Raw genomic sequence first — 17871 nt, 5'->3', positions numbered from 1 at the left:
CAATAAATTACGTATATGGAAACAAAACTACAATCCAAACAGCAATATCCGCGGTTTATCCAAAATAAACCGTGTGGTATTGACAAATTCGATGGAGGTTCGCAAGAAAGGTTGGCAAAAACTATTGCTCGCCATTTTTGTCAGAATGATTCATTGGATGAGGAATGTACTTTACCTCGAATTATCGGCATCGAAGGTATTTGGGGATCTGGAAAATCCAACGTGGTTAAAATGTTGGAACGTGAATTATCAGACGACTATTACTTTTTTGAGTATGACGCATGGGGACATCAAGAGGACTTGCAACGCCGCTCTATATTGGAATTGCTTACAAGCAAACTTATTGATGATGGTATCCTATCTGGAAATGCAACAATAAAAGTCAAAGGTGGAGGTACGAAAACCGTATCATGGTCTGAAAAGCTGAAATATTTATTAGCCCGTAAAACGGAGACCGTAACCGAAAAATATCCCCTTATCAGTAATGGTATGGTTGCGGCATTTTTGGTTGCAGTTTTAACTCCGATATTTACATTTATTGCGTATGCAGTAAAACCTACACCCACAACATGGTGGTTTTCTTTATTGTCTATTATCATAGCTGCACTGCCAGTTCTTATTGCATTGTGCGTTTGGAAATGGGCATATAGCAAAGATCATAAATATGGATGGAGTTATATGTTAGCTATTTATCAAGATAAAGTCGAAAAGGACGTTTGCTATGAGACTTTGAGCGAAGACGAACCAACGGTTTACGAGTTCAAAACATGGATGCAAGACATTTCTGATTTTATCAAGGAAAAAGGACAACGTAAATTAGTCCTTGTTTTTGACAACATGGATCGTCTCCCCGCTGAAAAAGTAAAAGAATTATGGTCTTCTATCCATACGTTCTTCGCCGATAGCGGTTTTGAAAATGTTTGGGCTGTTATTCCTTTCGATGAAACACATTTAGCTTGTGCATTCGGAGATGAGACCGACGAACAAACGAAACAACTGACCAAGTATTTTATCAATAAAACTTTCCCTATTGTTTATCGTGTTGCTCCTCCTGTTATTACCGACTATCGAAGTATATTCAACAAACTGTTTGTTGAAGCATTTGGAGAAACAGAAAATGAAGCGAAAGAAACTATAAATCGGATATTCAGATTGGTAAATCCTAATGCCAATGTTAGGGAAATTATATCATATATCAATGAGATGGTCGCTCTTAAACAAGAGTGGTGTAACGAAATTTTGATGATAAACATAGCATTGTTCTGTTTGAAGAAGACGGATATTCTGGCAAATCCAGTAGAACAAATATTGTCCGGCGACTATCTGAATGGCATTCAAACAATAATTAACAATGATCTGCAAACACAACGCGAAATTGCAGCTTTGGTATATGGTGTCGATGTTGAAGATGCTCGACAAATTCCATTGAAAAAATATATTGAAGGCTGCATCAACGGAGAAGAAGACCACGACATAAATCAATATGCAGAGACTAATAAACAATTTGACACTGTATTAGAAGAAGTTATACAATGTATGGACAATGCGCTTATCGATAAGATTATACATTGTTTGCATAAATTAACTCGAAAGAGCGATGTTATTCTGCGTGTATGGCAAAGAATAGCACAATTGAAATTAAAAGAATCCATAGAGAAGCAGGTGTTCCCTGTCGAATACCAAGAACTGCTGTTGCATTTAGACACGGAAAGCCAAAACCATGTGATTGCTCAATTATATAAGAAGATAGTTCGGTTCAATGACTTCAATGGCGGCGACTATTTCAAAACGTTAGATGCAATAGACAGGTTTATTGCGCAAAATAAGTTGGCGTGCGATTTTACGTCATTGATTGAAGCAAAAACAGTCAAGCCAAATACATTTATCGATTATATTCAAGCTGCAAATGCAACAGATGCTGCCTATCGGGATAACGCGACAACTAAAGCATATAAATATTATCAAGTAGCAACAAATTCGGAGGCGCTCGATAATTATTTGGCAAACTTACTACCCGATAATTTCGACCATGCAGATATTGTAAAAACGTTAAAAGATAATTCTACCTATACGTTTCCAACGCTTTTGCAAGCGATCACGAATTGCATTGATGAACAGAATGTAAATAAAGATAATATAGGGGCTATATTTACAACCTATCGTTTATTGGCATCTGACGAAGAAAGACCTTTACCTGTAACGTTAGATTCAACCTACATAAATCAGTTGCATTCTGAATTAGAAACTGATGGCCGAAACATTAAAGAGTCTGGATATTACGATTTAGTCGCCATGCAATTGGCACATGGTCATTCCGTTTCCTTAATAGAGGGTGGAGATATAAAATATGTTGCAGAACTCATGGACTATTATGTGGATCATGGAGACTTATTAGTAAATAGTGTGGGATGGAATATACCGCTATTAAATGAAACACTACAATACATGGTAAATCATAAACTTGGCTATAAATTATTGCTCTCAGACATATTGCCCCAATTTGAAGATATTAAGAACAGAATAGGTGTAACGGATGAGGTATTTATCGAGCATTTAGCAGAGTGGAATACCGATTTGGATAAGTATATCACTAAGAACAATATTAAAGATGTAATTCCTGACGCATCTTTTTACGATTTGACCACTAAAATAAGCAATGTCCTGACCGATCATATCAATAAAATAGCGTTCGAAGCGTTGTCTGAAATAAGTGTTGATACATTATACGCCCAAAGAACAGCACATACATCATATTATTGGTTTGTCGCAATAAAACATTTACTGGCTAAAATCAAATCCTTGCCAGATAACTTGACTGAATTTGGCAAAAAGATTCTGATGGATATTGCTTCTGGAACTCAAAGTTTGAATCCTTTCCCTAATTGTTTCAAGAATATAGTTGAAAGATTGGATAAACGAAAAATTAAATCGACAGTTACCGATATAAGAAATGATTTCTGCATCGGTAAAAAGACTATCAATGCAATAAAGTTTCAATTTTTCGAAACATGGCTTAGATCGCATGGTAATTTGAAAAGTCAAGCTGGAGACGTTATTGATAAAATAGTGAAACCTGTAATTTCCGATGGGGCATGCCGTTCATTGATTCTGCAAAACAAAGATTTTTATATGGATTTAATAAATACAGCAGGGGATGATGCTTATGAATTGAAAAAGAGTCTCCGAAACCTCATACAAAAAGATTCAGATCCGCAATTGGTTAAATTTGTCAATTCGATAGATTCAGTACCTGAGGTTGAAACCGCGTAAGTATTTGTCTAACAAGTCCGAATTTTACGATTTTACCCGTCAGAACTGAAGTGCCCCCCAAAAAAATTGTATCCAACTTTTGGGGGTCACTTCAAACTTCGATAGGGATAATTTTCAATTTTGGGGACTTGTTAGACAGTCTCATTATCTGGTAGCAGTTTACACAGCACCGGATCGTTTTTGATACGCTCCAGTTCCTCCTGCACAATCTGCTTCACCTCTTCCTTGATGCGCCGGTAGTTCGCCTGCACCGTTTCCTTCATGCGGTCGTTGCCGTCCTCGTCCGTGAAGTTTGTAATGACGGGAATTTTCTTGTAGGCACTTTCTTCCCGTTTCACCTTTTCGGCATCCACCACAATCTCGCAATGAAAAATCTTCTGCTCGATACGCTCGTTGAAGTTGTCGGATACAGAACCGACAAACATTCCCTGCGTAAGCCCGGAAATCTTACTCGGTGGAATGAGCGCGTCCATCTGCGTGTTGATGGAGGTGGAAACATCCTGCCGGTTGATGGAGATGGACTGCCGTTTCTGCAACACCTTACCGAACCGCTCGGAGAGCGTCTTGGCTGTTTCCCCCACCACCTGACCGGAGAAAATATTGCCGACAGTGTTCATCACCACTTTCGCCTCTTTGTCCCCGTAGTCACGCACTAACTGGCTGAAATCCTGAAAGCCCAGACACACGGCAACCTTGTTGCTTCGGGCGGTAGCTATAAGATTGTCCAACCCTTTGAAGTATATTGTGGGCAACTCGTCGATGATGACCGATGACTTCAGCATCCCCTTCTTGTTGATGAGCTTCACGATACGGGAATTATACAGACCGAGTGCCGCACCGTAGATATTCTGACGGTCGGGATTGTTACCCACGCAGAGGATTTTCGGCTCTTCGGGATTGTTGATGTCCAGCGTAAACTCGCTGTCTGACATCACCCAGTAGAGCTGCGGTGAAATCATCCTCGAAAGCGGGATTTTTGCCGACGCTATCTGACCCATGAGCTGCTCCGCAGCCCCTCCAAGCCACGCATCCATGAACGGCGAAAGGTAGTTCTCCAGCTCCGGATAAGAGGTCAGTATCGGAAATATATCCTCGTAACGGCGGTTCAGAAACTCGATAGCATGGGGAAACGTGCAAAACTTCCCGTTCTGATAGATTTTGAGATACCAGATAATACTGGCAAACAGAATGATAGGTGACTCCACGAAGAAGTCGCCCTGCTTTTGCACCCACGTTTTATTGAGGTTGAGCATTATTGTGTAGGCACTCTCATAGGCATCCGTAATATCTTCCATAAAATCCGGGTGAATGGGATTGCACCGATGAGAGCGTCGCGGGTCGTCGAAGTTGATCACATAGAACTTCGGCTTTACCTTGTAGCCGTCCGGGTGGTTCAGCAAATGGTTGTAGGCAATAGTAGATAGGTCGGGATACTTGAAATCGTAGATGTATTGACTAAAGCCCTTTTCAATCTGTTGCTTGATAAAATTGTTTACCACGGCATAGGACTTGCCGCTGCCCGGCGTACCCAACACGATGGACGCACGGAAGGGATTAACTACATTGATCCAACCGTTGTTCCAGCGTTTCCTGTAATAGAAACGTGTCGGCAGATTGACCGAATACTCGCTTTCGATAAGCCTCGTTTCCTGCATGAAACTCTCGTTCTCGTTGTTGAAAACATCCTCCATCAAATTGTGTTTCAACAGGCGGCTCATCCACAGACCACCCATCAACAGGCAGACATAGCCCGTTCCAATGGTAAGGACATACAGTCCCGTCACCGCTTCAAGCGGCAGCGGCAGGGGCAGCAACCACCAGTTCAGGAAAAACAGCACGAACCCGACGGCAAATGCTGTCCAGATTCTCCCCCAAGTGATTTTCTCACCCTTGACACCCTTCGTACCCAGACAGGACAAGGCAAGCAAAAGGACGGAAAACAGCTTCGTGTAGAGAATGGAATGGAACAGCCCCGCCGTGCGGTCGAAGTTCAGAAGGATTTTGTCCACCACGCCGATGTTCACGCCCCACAGCCGGATGGCTTCGTAGCAGAACCAGTACACGTTCATGACCACTAAAATGATACTCACGGCACGCAGAAAATCCATGATTTTCGCCAATGCCCTCAAATCGTCTTCTTGTTGTGACATACATTGATTTTTTAATTGTTGATACTCTGATTACATACCCAAGCCCTTGCGTTTTTTCTTCTTTTTGCGCTTCATCGCCCGGATGAAAGCCTCTTCCTCGGCATCTACCGCCGGACCTTCGGGAGTGAGCAAGCCCATACCGCCCGATATATCTTCACTGTCGTAGGCGGTCTGCCCGTGTGCCTTGTCCGCAGCATCCACAGGGATGGATAGCGGTATCGGCGGTTGTCCGGCGTATGGCAGGGTGAAGTGTTCCTGCAAGGCATTCGCCGAAAGCTCCTTACCCATGCGCGAACCGTTCAGCACGCATCCCGTGCGGTGGTCGATGAAGGTAGCCCCATAGATGCGCCCTTCCTCTGTGTAGCGCAGTACGGTGTCGATGCCCTTCTCTTTGAGTTGGGATACAAATTTGTCCTTGTCATAAGTGCCTTGCAGCACGGAAAGGACGGTGCGTTTCGTCATGTCTGCCAGTTTCCTATCCTTGATTTCCGATTTGGAACGGACAAACTTCTTCTGTACGGCTTCATAGCCTGCGGACTTCCCGAAAAGCGAGGATTTGAACGGGTTGCCCACCTTGTTACCCTTGTCGTCCGTGACGGAATAGACCAGCCCGTGATACTCCCGTCCGCGCACGTTGCCCCTCGCTTCCTCCACCGTCATATTATATAAGGAAAGGAGCGCACGGTATTCGCCCATCGTCTGGAAACGGTACTGCCCATTCAGAGCCTTCACGGTGTTGCCTACCTGCTTCTTCACATCACCTGCCGATGCGGCCACCTTGCGCAACGGATTATCCAATCTCTGATTTTTACGTTCTGCCGGATGCAATCCGTACTTCTGTTCCAGTTCCCTGCGGATACGGTCGCTGCGGCGGTAGAGAAAATCCCGGTTGAGCCTTTTCCCGTTCTCGTCCACGTTGACCGTCACGATGTGCAGGTGGTGGCGGTCGATGTCCTCGTGCTTGAATACAAGATAAGGCTGGTTTCCGAAACCGAGTTTTTCCAGATACTCGCGGGCGATATTCTGCAACTCAATATCGGTCAGCACATCCTCCGGGTGCGGGTTGAGAGAGATATGCACCACCGGCTTCTCGATCTTCATCTGCGGTGGCAGGAAGGTGAGAAAACCCTCCATCGCCTTGCCTATGTCCACCGTTCCCGAACCGTCATTGTAGATGCGGTTGGTGGTGAGAAGCCGCCCCTGCGCCTCGTTAATCTTCTCCCCGTTGTAGGCAATCGCGCCGTACAACGAACTTCCTACACTGATTTTTGCGACCATTTTGCCTCCATTTCCCTTGAAAGTTCCACAATCCGGCGGCTCAGTTTCACGAGTTCGACGGTGTGTTGCTCTAATTTGTAGAGCAACGCCATCGCCTTTTTCTCTGAAAAATGCAGCCTCAGTTCCTTCACGACTTGGTTGTAATTCGTACCCACGGCACGGAATTGTGCATGAAAATCCGACAGTTTGGTGTAATAGTCCACCAACGTCTTGTCCACCTTCAGCACCTTGAACGGTTGCCCGAAGAAGTGCGCTTTGAGGAAAACAGACCGTGCATAGACACCCGATTTTCCGAACATGGCGAGGAAACGGTTGTGTTCCTCCTCGTTGAAACGGACGGTGTACCGGTACACCGCCGGATCAAGTTTGGGATTTCTCCCTGATTTGCTTTTCCTTTTCTCTTTCATATTACTTTGGATTTAGCGGATTGACGGCATAAGCCGCCGCTTCGGATTACAGCACCGCAGTTCTGAAAGGCTTCCCGACTTCGGAGGGAAAGCCCGCCCCCTGCAAGGGCAAGTGCTTTTCGTGGCTGCTCAAAATATTTTGAGCGGCTGAAAAGACATCTTGCTATGTTCAGGTGAACATAAAAATCCGTCAGGGGACGGATTGGGAAAATACCTTTCAGGACTCCGGGCCGCGCGTCATCGGCGAACCCTGCTGTCCGGGTGCAAAGTTACGCCCTTAAAGCGGTATCGGACAGATGCTTGACCCGGTCAATGACTGCCAACCGGCGCAACGTGCCGCCACTTGCCGGAGAAGTGATACAGGTTCCAAAATATACTTGTTTATTTGCAGCATGATTCAAGAAACGAACGATTTGAAGATATGATAAACGGAACATTCAAATACCCGGAAATCCGCTTCTTCGGATACTTGCCGAAACGGATACCCGAACCGTCGGAAACCCGGTTCTCCGACAATTCGGTGACGTATGGATTCAATGACTTCATGACGCAATGTCGTCAATCACCATTTGTCCGACGCACCGCTTCACCACAGAACCGGATACGCGACGACCCGCCTGCGTGTGTAGTCACGGAAGCGGATGGTGCGACAGCCAAATCCGTATGGAAACAGAAAAACAAATCATCAACAATTAAAATAAATGGAACTATGAGTAAGGAAATCTTCGTTGCATTCGCAACACAGAAAGGTGGCATCGGCAAATCCACTGTCACGGCACTTGCCGCCAGCTACCTGCACAACGTGAAAGGCTACAATGTCGCCGTCGTGGACTGCGACGACCCGCAGCACAGCATCCACGGGCTGCGCGAACACGAAATGGGGCTTATCGACAGCAGCACCTACTTCAAGGCTCTCGCTTGCGACCATTTCCGCCGGATCAAAAAGAACGCCTACACCATCGTCAAAAGCAATGCGGTGAACGCCCTCGACGATGCCGAGAGGATGATTGCCACTGAGGACGTGAAACCCGACGTGGTGTTCTTCGACATGCCCGGCACACTCCGAAGCAACGGCGTGATAAAGACGCTCTCGCAGATGGACTACATTTTCACTCCGCTGAGTGCCGACCGCTTTGTCGTGGAGAGTACCCTGAAATTCGTCACGATGTTCCGCGACAGGCTGATGACTACCGGACAGGCGAAAACAAAGGGGCTGCATCTGTTCTGGACGATGGTGGACGGCAGGGAGAGGAACGACTTGTACGGCATCTACGAGGAAGTGATAGCCGAAATGGGCTTTCCGGTACTTTCCACCCGCTTGCCCGACAGCAAGAAGTTCCGCCGTGACCTTTCGGAAGAGCGCAAGAGCGTTTTCCGCTCCACCATCTTCCCGATGGACACGGCACTGCTGAAAGGGAGTGGCATCCGGGAGTTTTCCGAAGAGATAAGCGACATCATCAGACCGCAGTGAGCATGGGCAGCAGGAAAGTGAACACGGAAGGCATCGACGAGGAACTGCTGTTAGCCTCCATCGGGCGGCGCACACAGGACGGGACACTGCGCCCCGCACAGGAAGTACCCGCAGCTGCACCGACCGAAGAGGACACCGCCGCACCGGAACCATCTCCTGTGCAACCCGTAACACGGGAAAAAGCGCAGAGGGAAAGTGGACGCCGGAAAAGGCAGGACGAGGACTACAACGAGCTATTCCTGCGCCGCAACGAGATAAAGACCCGCCAATGTGTCTATATCAGCCGTGACGTCCACGGCAAGATCCTCAGAATCGTGAACGACATCGCCGGAGGGGAAATCTCAGTAGGCGGATATGTGGATACCGTGCTGCGCCAGCATCTGGAACAGCACAAGGAGAGAATCAACGAACTGTACAAGAAACAACGTGAAGATCTGATTTGAAAATGGAAAAAGAAATGACACCGAATGAAAAAAGACCACAGCAAGACTGCGGAGGTATGTTTACCCAAGTGCAGGCGAGTGTGGAAATACTGTCGCCTGTCCCGGTAAGCGGCAAATGCAGTGAGAAGGACTATGAACGCCTGTTCATCCGCGACCCGGAAGTAAAGGCACGTGAGGGGAAGATGGCGTATGTGCGCCCGGAGTACCACGAGCGTATCATGCGTATCACCCGTGTAATCGGGCATGACCGGCTTACGCTGTCCGCTTACATCGACCATGTGCTGACGCACCACTTCAACCAGTGCGAAGATGCGATAAAGAGCCTTTATGCCCGAAATTACAATTCAGTATTCTAACCAAAAACGGAAGGATATGAATTACACAATCAGCATGACAGACATTCTGCTGGCGGTATCGGTCGGCTGCAACCTCTGGTTCCTGTTCCTGCTCCTTTACGAGCGCATCATGGACACGCGGATTGTCCGCTTCTTCAAGGGCATTGTCGGATTATGGCGGTCACTGGACGGGAATGAGGCTAAACGCATAGCGGCACACGAGGAAGTCCCTGCGGAAAAGGCGGACATCATCGGCAAGAGCCGTTTCAGGATGGCATCCACCCGGACAACCGCTGCCATACCGACGCAAGAAGCCGCCACTATTGAAAAAGGCATTGAGCTGTCGGAGGAAGAGGCTACTTTTGACGACGGAAAAACGGGAAACGCATCCCGCCCGGCACAAGTCCCGGAGGAAAAACTCGATGAGACCTTCACGAGCATACCGCCGGAGGAACTGGGATACGGGGACGACGAACCGGAAGAGGACGCCTCGGACACGCCACGGGCTTCGGGCAGCAGCTTTGACGAGATTGACGACGCCTGCAAGACCGCCAAAAACCCGGACGCGACACAGGCGGAACGTGAAAAGGCGGCTAAGGTGTTCACCGACATGGAGGGCACGGAGTTGTACGAGAAAATGATGGAAGGCTCTTCGGAGATAGGCATCCGCATCAAGGGGCTTATCGAGATTCGGCTGAAGAAATCTGAAAAGGAGTTCGTCGTGCCGGACAACATCGAGGAGTTCGACATTCGCAACTATGTATGACAACAATAAAAGAAATGAACATGAAAGAATGACATCAACCCACGCGGCGAGGAAACGCAAGGCGCATCCCCATCCGCAACGGACACGCCCACGTCCGTGGAAACAAACGGGCATCCACTAAAACCAAAGTAAAGAAACAAAGTATCAACCGCCCGACAAAGGACCATCCACCCTTTTGACGGCAAAAAACAAGAACAGTTTATGAACAAGAACATCTTGAAAAACAGAAAAGCAATCCTCTCCGCGGCACTTGTCATCGCCGCAACCGCCTCCGCTTTCGCGCAGGGAAACGGCATCGCGGGCATCAACGAAGCCACCTCTATGGTGAGTTCTTATTTCGACCCCGGAACTAAACTGATATACGCCATCGGTGCAGTCGTCGGGCTTATCGGGGGCGTAAAAGTGTACGGCAAGTTTTCATCGGGCGACCCCGACACCAGCAAGACAGCCGCCTCGTGGTTCGGCGCGTGCATCTTCCTGATTGTTGCCGCCACCATCCTGCGCTCATTCTTCCTTTAATAAATAATGTATGGCTGAATACCCAATCAACAAGGGTATCGGCCGTCCGGTAGAGTTCAAGGGCTTGAAGGCACAGTACCTCTTCATCTTCTGCGGAGGTCTGCTGGCTCTCTTCGTCCTGTTCGTCATCCTCTACATGGTCGGTATCGACCAGTGGATATGTATCGGCTTCGGCGCGGCATCGTCCTCCCTCCTTGTATGGCAGACCTTCGCGCTGAACGCCCGGTACGGTGAACACGGGCTGATGAAATTAGGAGCGGCACGGAGCCATCCCCGATACCTTATCAACCGGCGGCGGATAACCCGTCTGTTCAAACGACAACGAAAGGAAGAAAGACAATGAGGAATACATCGAAAATGACAACACTGGAAAACAGGTTCCCACTTTTAGCGGTGGAGCATGGCTGCATCATCTCAAAGGACGCCGACATCACGGTGGCTTTCGAGGTGGAACTACCGGAACTTTACACCGTGACGGGTGCGGAGTACGAGGCGATACACAGTTGCTGGTGCAAGGCTATCAAGGTGCTGCCGGACTACTCCGTCGTCCACAAACAGGACTGGTTCATCAAGGAACGCTACAAACCGGAGCTTCAGAAGGACGACATGAGCTTTTTAAGCCGCTCTTTCGAGCGTCACTTCAACGAGCGTCCGTACCTGAAACACACCTGCTACCTCTACCTGACCAAGACAACAAAGGAGCGTAACCGGATGCAGAGCAATTTCAGCACGCTGTGCCGGGGACATATCATCCCGAAGGAGCTGGACAGGGAAACCACGACCAAGTTCTTGGAAGCCTGCGAACAGTTCGAGCGCATCATGAACGACAGCGGGCTTGTCAGGCTGCGCCGCCTCTCCACCGATGAGATTGTGGGTACTGAGGGAAAGACGGGACTTATTGAACGCTACTTCTCGCTCATGCCGGAAGGTGACACCACCTTGCAGGACATCGAGCTTTCGGCAAGGGAGATGCGCATCGGCGACAACCGCCTGTGTCTGCACACCCTCTCCGACGCGGAAGACCTGCCGGGCAAGGTGGCTACCGACACCCGTTACGAGAAGCTCTCCACCGACCGGAGTGACTGCCGACTGTCATTCGCCTCCCCGGTGGGGCTTCTGCTCTCCTGCAACCATATCTACAACCAGTATGTGCTGATAGACAACAGTGAGGAAACCTTGCAGAAGTTCGAGAAGTCCGCCCGTAACATGCAGTCGCTATCTCGCTATTCAAGGAGCAACAGCATCAACCGCGAGTGGATAGACCAATACCTGAACGAAGCCCATTCCTACGGACTGACCTCGGTACGGGCACACTTCAACGTCATGGCGTGGAGCGACGATGCGGAGGAACTGAAGCATATCAAGAACGACGTGGGCAGCCAGTTGGCAAGCATGGAATGCGTGCCGCGCCACAACACCATCGACTGCCCGACACTCTACTGGGCGGCGATACCCGGCAATGCGGCGGACTTCCCGGCGGAAGAGAGTTTCCACACCTTCATCGAACAGGCGGTGTGCCTGTTCACAGAGGAAACCAACTACCGCAGCTCGCTCTCGCCCTTCGGCATCAAGATGGTGGACAGGCTCACGGGAAAACCGCTGCACCTTGACATCTCCGACCTGCCCATGAAGCGAGGTATCACGACCAACCGCAACAAGTTCGTGCTGGGTCCTTCGGGCAGCGGCAAGTCTTTCTTCATGAACCACCTCGTGCGCCAATATTATGAGCAAGGCGCACATGTGGTATTGGTGGACACGGGAAACTCCTATCAGGGCTTGTGCGGCATGATCCGACGCAAGACAGGCGGAGCGGACGGTGTGTATTTCACCTACACGGAAGATAAGCCCATCAGCTTCAACCCGTTCTACACCGACGATTACATCTTCGACGTGGAGAAGAAGGACAGCATCAAGACCCTGTTGCTGACGCTCTGGAAGTCGGAGGACGACAAGGTGACAAAGACGGAGAGCGGCGAGCTGGGCAGTGCCGTGAGTGCCTATATTGAGCGCATCCAATCCGACCGTAGCATCGTGCCGTCGTTCAACACCTTCTACGAGTATATGCGTGACGACTACCGCAAGGAACTGGCACAGCGTGACATCAAGGTGGAGAAGTCCGACTTCAACATCGACAACATGCTCACCACCATGCGGCAGTATTACCGGGGCGGGCGTTACGATTTCCTGCTCAACTCCACGGAGAACATCGACCTGCTCGGCAAGCGGTTCATCGTCTTCGAGATAGATTCGATTAAAGAAAACCGCGAACTGTTCCCCGTCGTGACCATCATCATCATGGAAGCCTTCATCAACAAGATGCGGCGGCTGAAAGGCGTGCGGAAACAGCTTATCGTGGAAGAGGCTTGGAAGGCCCTCTCATCGGCGAACATGGCTGAATATCTGCGCTATATGTATAAGACGGTCAGAAAATATTACGGCGAGGCAATCGTGGTGACGCAGGAGGTGGACGACATTATCAGTTCTCCGGTGGTCAAAGAGAGCATTATCAACAACTCGGATTGTAAAATCCTGCTTGACCAAAGGAAATATATGAACAAGTTCGACCAGATACAGGCGTTGCTCGGACTGACGGAAAAGGAGAAGTCGCAGATACTCTCCATCAACATGGCGAACAACCCTTCACGGCTCTACAAGGAGGTGTGGATAGGCTTGGGCGGCACGCAGTCGGCGGTCTATGCCACGGAGGTCAGCGCGGAAGAGTATCTGGCGTACACCACCGAGGAAACGGAAAAAGTGGAGGTTTACCGTCTGGCGGAGAAGCTGGGCGACGACATCGAAGCCGCCATCCGGCAGCTTGCCGAAAGGCGGAGAAACAAGGAATAACTAAAAAACAGAATGTATCAACCAAAAAAGAAAAACGCGTATGAATTTACCAAAAGTGAAAATGCTGCAAGTCAGCAAGTGCCTTATCGGATTGGCGGTCATGATGCTGCAATCCTGCGACGTGGCCGACAACCGCCGCGACATGCTGTGCGGGAACTGGGAGAGCGTGGAGGGAAAACCTGACGTGCTTATCTACAAGGAGGGCGAAGCCTACAAAGTGACGGTGTTCCGTCGTAGCGGTCTGCGCCGCAAGCTCAAGCCGGAAACCTATCTCTTGCAGGAGGAGAACGGCAACCTGTTCATGAACACCGGCTTCCGCATCGACGTGTCCTACAACGAGGCCACGGATGTGCTGACTTTCTCGCCAAACGGGGACTATGTGCGGGTGAAGCCGCAGCCGGGACATCCGACCGAAGAATAACAACCACTAAAATCCAAAGTAACATGAGAACAAGAATAACAATGATTATCTGCCTGTGCCTGCTTTTCGCGGGCAGGGCAAGCGCACAGTGGGTCGTAAGCGATCCGGGCAATCTAGCGCAGGGCATCATCAATGCCTCCAAAAACATCATCCATACCTCCAAGACCGCCACGAACATGGTGAGCAACTTTCAGGAGACGGTGAAAATCTATCAGCAGGGCAAGAAGTATTACGATGCCCTCAAATCGGTGAACAATCTGGTCAAGGACGCCCGCAAGGTGCAGCAGACCATCCTGATGGTGGGCGACATCACAGACATCTATGTGAACAGTTTCCAACGGATGCTCCGTGACGGGAATTTCAGACCCGAAGAGCTTTCCGCAATCGCTTTCGGCTACACGAAACTGCTGGAGGAAAGCAACGAAGTGTTGACGGAACTCAGGAACGTGGTGAACATCACCACGCTCTCCATGACCGACAAGGAGCGCATGGACGTGGTGGAACGCTGCCACTCGAAGATGAAGCGTTACCGCAACCTCGTGAGCTACTACACGAACAAGAACATCTCCGTGAGTTACCTGCGTGCGAAAAAGAAGAACGACCTCGACCGCATCATGGGGCTGTACGGGAACATGAACGAAAGATACTGGTAGCCTATGAAGTTCGACAACCTTCATCAGATTTTACGTTCACTTTATGAGCAGATGATGCCGCTGTGTGGGGACATGGCTGGTGTGGCGAAAGGCATCGCCGGGCTGGGTGCGCTGTTCTACGTCGCCTACCGGGTATGGCAGTCGCTGGCGAGAGCTGAACCGATAGACGTATTCCCGATGCTCCGTCCTTTTGCCATCGGTCTGTGCATCATGTTCTTCCCGACTGTGGTGCTGGGCACGATAAACAGCATCCTCTCACCCGTCGTACAGGGCACGGCAAAGATGCTGGAGGCGGAAACGCTGGACATGAACCGATACCGGGAGCAGAAGGACAAACTGGAATACGAGGCGATGGTACGCAACCCCGAAACCGCCTACCTCGTGTCCAACGAGGAATTTGACAAGCAACTGGAGGAACTCGGCTGGTCGCCCTCCGACATGGTGACGATGGCGGGAATGTATATCGACCGGGGAATGTACAACATGAAGAAGAGCATCCGCGACTTCTTCCGCGAGATACTCGAACTGCTGTTCCAAGCCGCCGCCCTCGTGATAGACACCGTCCGCACCTTCTTTCTCGTGGTGCTGGCGATTCTCGGTCCGATAGCCTTCGCCCTGTCGGTATGGGACGGTTTCCAAAACACGCTCACGCAGTGGATATGCCGCTATATACAGGTCTATCTGTGGCTACCGGTATCGGACATGTTCAGCACCATACTGGCGAAGATACAGGTTCTGATGCTGCAAAACGACATCGAGCGGATGCAGGCAGACCCGAACTTCTCGCTGGATTCGAGCGACGGGGTGTATATCGTATTCCTCTGCATCGGCATCATCGGCTACTTTACCATTCCCACCGTTGCGGGCTGGATTATCCAAGCCGGAGGCATGGGCGGTTACGGTCGCAACGTGAACCAGATGGCGGGACGAGCCGGAAGCATGGCGGGCAGCGTGGCGGGTGCAGCCGCAGGAAACGCAGTCGGACGTGTCGGCAAATTGCTGAAATAATCAATGTGCAATCATAAATTGGAAAATATAAATGGAATTCAAATCACTTAGAAACATCGAATCGTCGTTCAGGCAGATACGCCTGTTCGGTATCGTCTTCCTCTCGCTGTGCGCCGTGGTGACGGTGTGGAGCGTGTGGAACTCCTACCGTTTCGCAGAGAAGCAACGGGAGAAAATCTATGTGCTGGACAACGGCAAGAGCCTGATGCTCGCCTTGTCTCAGGATTTGTCGCAGAACCGCCCGGCGGAGGCACGGGAACATGTGCGCCGTTTCCACGAGATGTTCTTCACGCTATCACCTGAAAAAAGCGCGATTGAACACAACGTGAAACGTGCCTTGCTGCTGGCGGACAAGAGCGTGTACCACTATTATTCGGACTTCGCGGAGAAGGGGTACTACAACCGCATCATCGCCGGGAACATCAACCAAGTGCTGAAGGTGGACAGCGTGGTGTGCGACTTCAACGCCTATCCCTACCGTGCCGTGACCTACGCCACACAGAAAATCATCCGGCAGAGCAACGTCACCGAGCGCAGCCTCGTGACCACCTGCCGCCTGCTGAACGCATCGCGGTCGGATGACAACCCGAACGGTTTTACCATCGAGGGTTTCACCATCATTGAGAACAAGGATTTACAGACTATCAAACGGTAACAGGACATGAAAAGTATCAGAAAATCAATGTGGGGCATGTATTGGAAACTCCACGACAAACGGAAACGCTTGGCGGCAAGTCTCAAAGGGTATCTGGACGGCTTGCCGCCGGAAACACGCCGCCGCATCGTGCTGGGGATGTTCGCCGCCTTCGCGGTGCTTGCCCTTTACACCTTCGGCAGAGCCGTCTATGACATCGGCAGGAACGACGGCTCACATATGGAAACGGGACACGCCGGACGGGTGGAACTGCCGACCCCGGCGGAAACAGGCAATCACTTAACACCTTATTTATATGGAACAGACAAAGAATGAACCGACGAAAGAGAACAAAGCTGCTCCCGAAACGGGGAAACCGAAAAAGGAGCGCGAACCGCTGACAGAGGCGCAACGGCTGAAACGGCAGAAGATGATCGTGCTGCCCGCTATGGTGTTGGTGTTCATCGGGGCGATGTGGCTGATATTCGCCCCGTCCTCCGGCAAGGAGCAACCGCCGGGAACGGACGGATACAACACCGAGATGCCCGACGCTGACAAGGCGAACCGGCAGATTATCGGCGACAAGCTGAAAGCCTACGAGCATGGGGAGATGGAAGAGCGTCAGGAGAGCCGCAACCGTGCCATCGGGCAGCTGGGCGACATGTTCGACCGCGAGATAGCGGGAACGGAGAACGGAGTGGACTTCGACCTCGCCAATCCGGGCGGCAAGGAAGAAAGGGCAAAGCCAGCCACGCCGCAGACCATCCAGTCCTCCGCAGCCGCCTACCGTGACCTGAACGCCACGCTCGGAAACTTCTACGACCAGCCGAAAAACGACAATGCGGAGATGGACGAATTGTTGGAGCGCATCGCATCGCTGGAGTCGGAACTGGAAAGCGAGAGGGGCAAGGCTTCCTCTATGGACGAGCAGGTGGCTCTTATGGAGAAGTCCTACGAGCTGGCGGCAAAGTACATGGGCGGTCAGAACGGAGGACAGCCATCGGCGGAACAGAGGGCAGAGCCAACTACCGTGCAGAAAGGGAAGAAGAACAAGGCAATGCCTATCAGACAGGTGGAGCATCAAGTAGTTTCTTCACTCTCACAGCCTATGAGTAACGCGGAGTTTGTCGCCGCCTTATCGCAGGAACGCAACCGGGGTTTCAACACGGCTGTCGGCACGGCGGAGGTATTGGACAGGAACACCATACCGGCGTGCGTGCATGGGGCGCAGAGCGTGACGGACGGGCAGACGGTAAGGCTGCGCCTGCTGGAGCCTATGGCGGTGGCAGGCAGGACAATACCCCGGGGTGCGGTGGTGGTCGGCACGGGCAAGATACAGGGTGAGCGGCTCGACATCGAGATTACCTCGCTGGAATACGACGGCACGATTATCCCCGTGGAGCTTGCGGTCTATGACACGGACGGACAGCCCGGCATCTTCATCCCGAACTCGATGGAGATGAACGCCGTCCGGGAGGTCGCCGCCAACATGGGCGGCTCGCTGGGAAGCAGCATCAACATCTCCACCAATGCCGGGGCGCAGCTCGCCTCCGACTTGGGCAAGGGGCTGATACAAGGCACGAGCCAGTACATCGCCAAAAAGATGCGAACCGTCAAGGTGCATCTGAAAGCCGGGTACAGGGTCATGCTTTACCAAGAAAAATATTGAAAA

Annotated in this window: 18 protein-coding genes; 14 read left to right on the top strand and 4 right to left on the bottom strand. The window is 50.6% G+C overall.

All coding sequences use genetic code 11. From position 1 onward, the window contains the following. The first annotated feature begins 15 nt into the window (after nucleotides 1-15). Nucleotides 16-3270 carry a P-loop NTPase fold protein gene (locus ACESPU_RS11305; RefSeq protein ID WP_004291481.1) on the top strand — a complete coding sequence of 1085 codons (3255 nt, stop codon included), beginning with the start codon at nucleotides 16-18 and terminating at the stop codon, nucleotides 3268-3270. 131 nt (nucleotides 3271-3401) lie between these two features. On the opposite strand, the gene mobC is transcribed toward ACESPU_RS11305, so the two are convergent. From mobC to ACESPU_RS11285, 4 genes are all read right to left on the bottom strand, one after another. Next, nucleotides 3402-5420 (bottom strand): conjugal transfer protein MobC, encoded by a 2019-nt coding sequence (gene mobC, locus ACESPU_RS11300; RefSeq protein WP_004291482.1) that lies wholly within the window; start codon nucleotides 5418-5420, stop codon nucleotides 3402-3404. Between the two features lie 30 nt (nucleotides 5421-5450). Continuing rightward, nucleotides 5451-6698, bottom strand: a complete 1248-nt coding sequence (gene mobB, locus ACESPU_RS11295; protein ID WP_004291483.1) for a conjugal transfer protein MobB — start codon at nucleotides 6696-6698, stop codon at nucleotides 5451-5453. After that, nucleotides 6677-7105, bottom strand: coding sequence for a conjugal transfer protein MobA (gene mobA, locus ACESPU_RS11290; protein ID WP_004291488.1), 429 nt, complete (start codon nucleotides 7103-7105; stop codon nucleotides 6677-6679). The genes mobB and mobA overlap by 22 nt, the downstream gene beginning before the upstream one ends. 381 nt (nucleotides 7106-7486) lie before the next feature. Beyond that, nucleotides 7487-7651, bottom strand: coding sequence for a hypothetical protein (locus ACESPU_RS11285; RefSeq protein WP_196029218.1), 165 nt, complete (start codon nucleotides 7649-7651; stop codon nucleotides 7487-7489). On the opposite strand from ACESPU_RS11285, the gene ACESPU_RS11280 reads away from it, so the two are divergent. From ACESPU_RS11280 to traM, 13 genes are all read left to right on the top strand, one after another. Continuing rightward, on the top strand, nucleotides 7650-8576 hold the full coding sequence (locus ACESPU_RS11280; RefSeq protein WP_005783105.1) for a ParA family protein: 927 nt from the start codon (nucleotides 7650-7652) through the stop codon (nucleotides 8574-8576). The two genes, ACESPU_RS11285 and ACESPU_RS11280, sit on opposite strands and share 2 nt — an antisense overlap. Nucleotides 8577-8578: 2 nt before the next feature. Continuing rightward, nucleotides 8579-9019: a DUF3408 domain-containing protein gene (locus ACESPU_RS11275; protein WP_004291503.1), complete on the top strand. Its 441-nt coding sequence runs from the start codon at nucleotides 8579-8581 to the stop codon at nucleotides 9017-9019. 2 nt (nucleotides 9020-9021) lie between these two features. Next, entirely contained in the window at nucleotides 9022-9375 is a 354-nt protein-coding gene (locus tag ACESPU_RS11270) for a DUF3408 domain-containing protein (RefSeq protein ID WP_004291505.1), read from the top strand. A gap of 16 nt (nucleotides 9376-9391) precedes the next feature. Continuing rightward, on the top strand, nucleotides 9392-10120 hold the full coding sequence (locus ACESPU_RS11265) for a hypothetical protein (protein WP_004304280.1): 729 nt from the start codon (nucleotides 9392-9394) through the stop codon (nucleotides 10118-10120). Nucleotides 10121-10321: 201 nt separating this feature from the next. Then, the gene (locus ACESPU_RS11260; protein ID WP_002560983.1) at nucleotides 10322-10639 is read left to right on the top strand and encodes a DUF4134 domain-containing protein; all 318 of its coding nucleotides are present in this window, start codon (nucleotides 10322-10324) and stop codon (nucleotides 10637-10639) included. A 10-nt stretch (nucleotides 10640-10649) separates the two neighbouring features. Further along, entirely contained in the window at nucleotides 10650-10982 is a 333-nt protein-coding gene (locus ACESPU_RS11255) for a DUF4133 domain-containing protein (protein WP_004291514.1), read from the top strand. Continuing rightward, nucleotides 10979-13483 (top strand): TraG family conjugative transposon ATPase, encoded by a 2505-nt coding sequence (locus ACESPU_RS11250; RefSeq protein WP_004291515.1) that lies wholly within the window; start codon nucleotides 10979-10981, stop codon nucleotides 13481-13483. Before ACESPU_RS11255 ends, ACESPU_RS11250 begins: the two co-directional genes overlap by 4 nt. 40 nt (nucleotides 13484-13523) lie before the next feature. Then, nucleotides 13524-13904 (top strand): DUF3876 domain-containing protein, encoded by a 381-nt coding sequence (locus ACESPU_RS11245; RefSeq protein ID WP_004291516.1) that lies wholly within the window; start codon nucleotides 13524-13526, stop codon nucleotides 13902-13904. 23 nt (nucleotides 13905-13927) lie between these two features. After that, a complete protein-coding gene (locus tag ACESPU_RS11240; RefSeq protein ID WP_004304283.1) occupies nucleotides 13928-14557 on the top strand; it encodes a DUF4141 domain-containing protein in 630 nt (209 codons plus the stop codon). 3 nt (nucleotides 14558-14560) lie between these two features. Beyond that, nucleotides 14561-15565, top strand: coding sequence for a conjugative transposon protein TraJ (gene traJ, locus ACESPU_RS11235; RefSeq protein ID WP_004291518.1), 1005 nt, complete (start codon nucleotides 14561-14563; stop codon nucleotides 15563-15565). Between the two features lie 31 nt (nucleotides 15566-15596). After that, nucleotides 15597-16220 (top strand): conjugative transposon protein TraK, encoded by a 624-nt coding sequence (gene traK / locus ACESPU_RS11230; protein WP_004291519.1) that lies wholly within the window; start codon nucleotides 15597-15599, stop codon nucleotides 16218-16220. A gap of 6 nt (nucleotides 16221-16226) precedes the next feature. After that, nucleotides 16227-16535 carry a TraL conjugative transposon family protein gene (locus ACESPU_RS11225; protein ID WP_004291520.1) on the top strand — a complete coding sequence of 103 codons (309 nt, stop codon included), beginning with the start codon at nucleotides 16227-16229 and terminating at the stop codon, nucleotides 16533-16535. Next, nucleotides 16516-17868 carry a conjugative transposon protein TraM gene (gene traM, locus ACESPU_RS11220; RefSeq protein ID WP_004291521.1) on the top strand — a complete coding sequence of 451 codons (1353 nt, stop codon included), beginning with the start codon at nucleotides 16516-16518 and terminating at the stop codon, nucleotides 17866-17868. Before ACESPU_RS11225 ends, traM begins: the two co-directional genes overlap by 20 nt. Nucleotides 17869-17871 lie beyond the last annotated feature (3 nt).

It is taken from the genome of Parabacteroides sp. 20_3, assembly GCF_964238835.1.
In the GTDB taxonomy this organism is placed as follows: Bacteria; Bacteroidota; Bacteroidia; order Bacteroidales; family Tannerellaceae; genus Parabacteroides; species Parabacteroides distasonis.
Note: the sequence above shows the minus strand (reverse complement) of the source record. Positions and strands in the feature narration are given on the sequence as shown.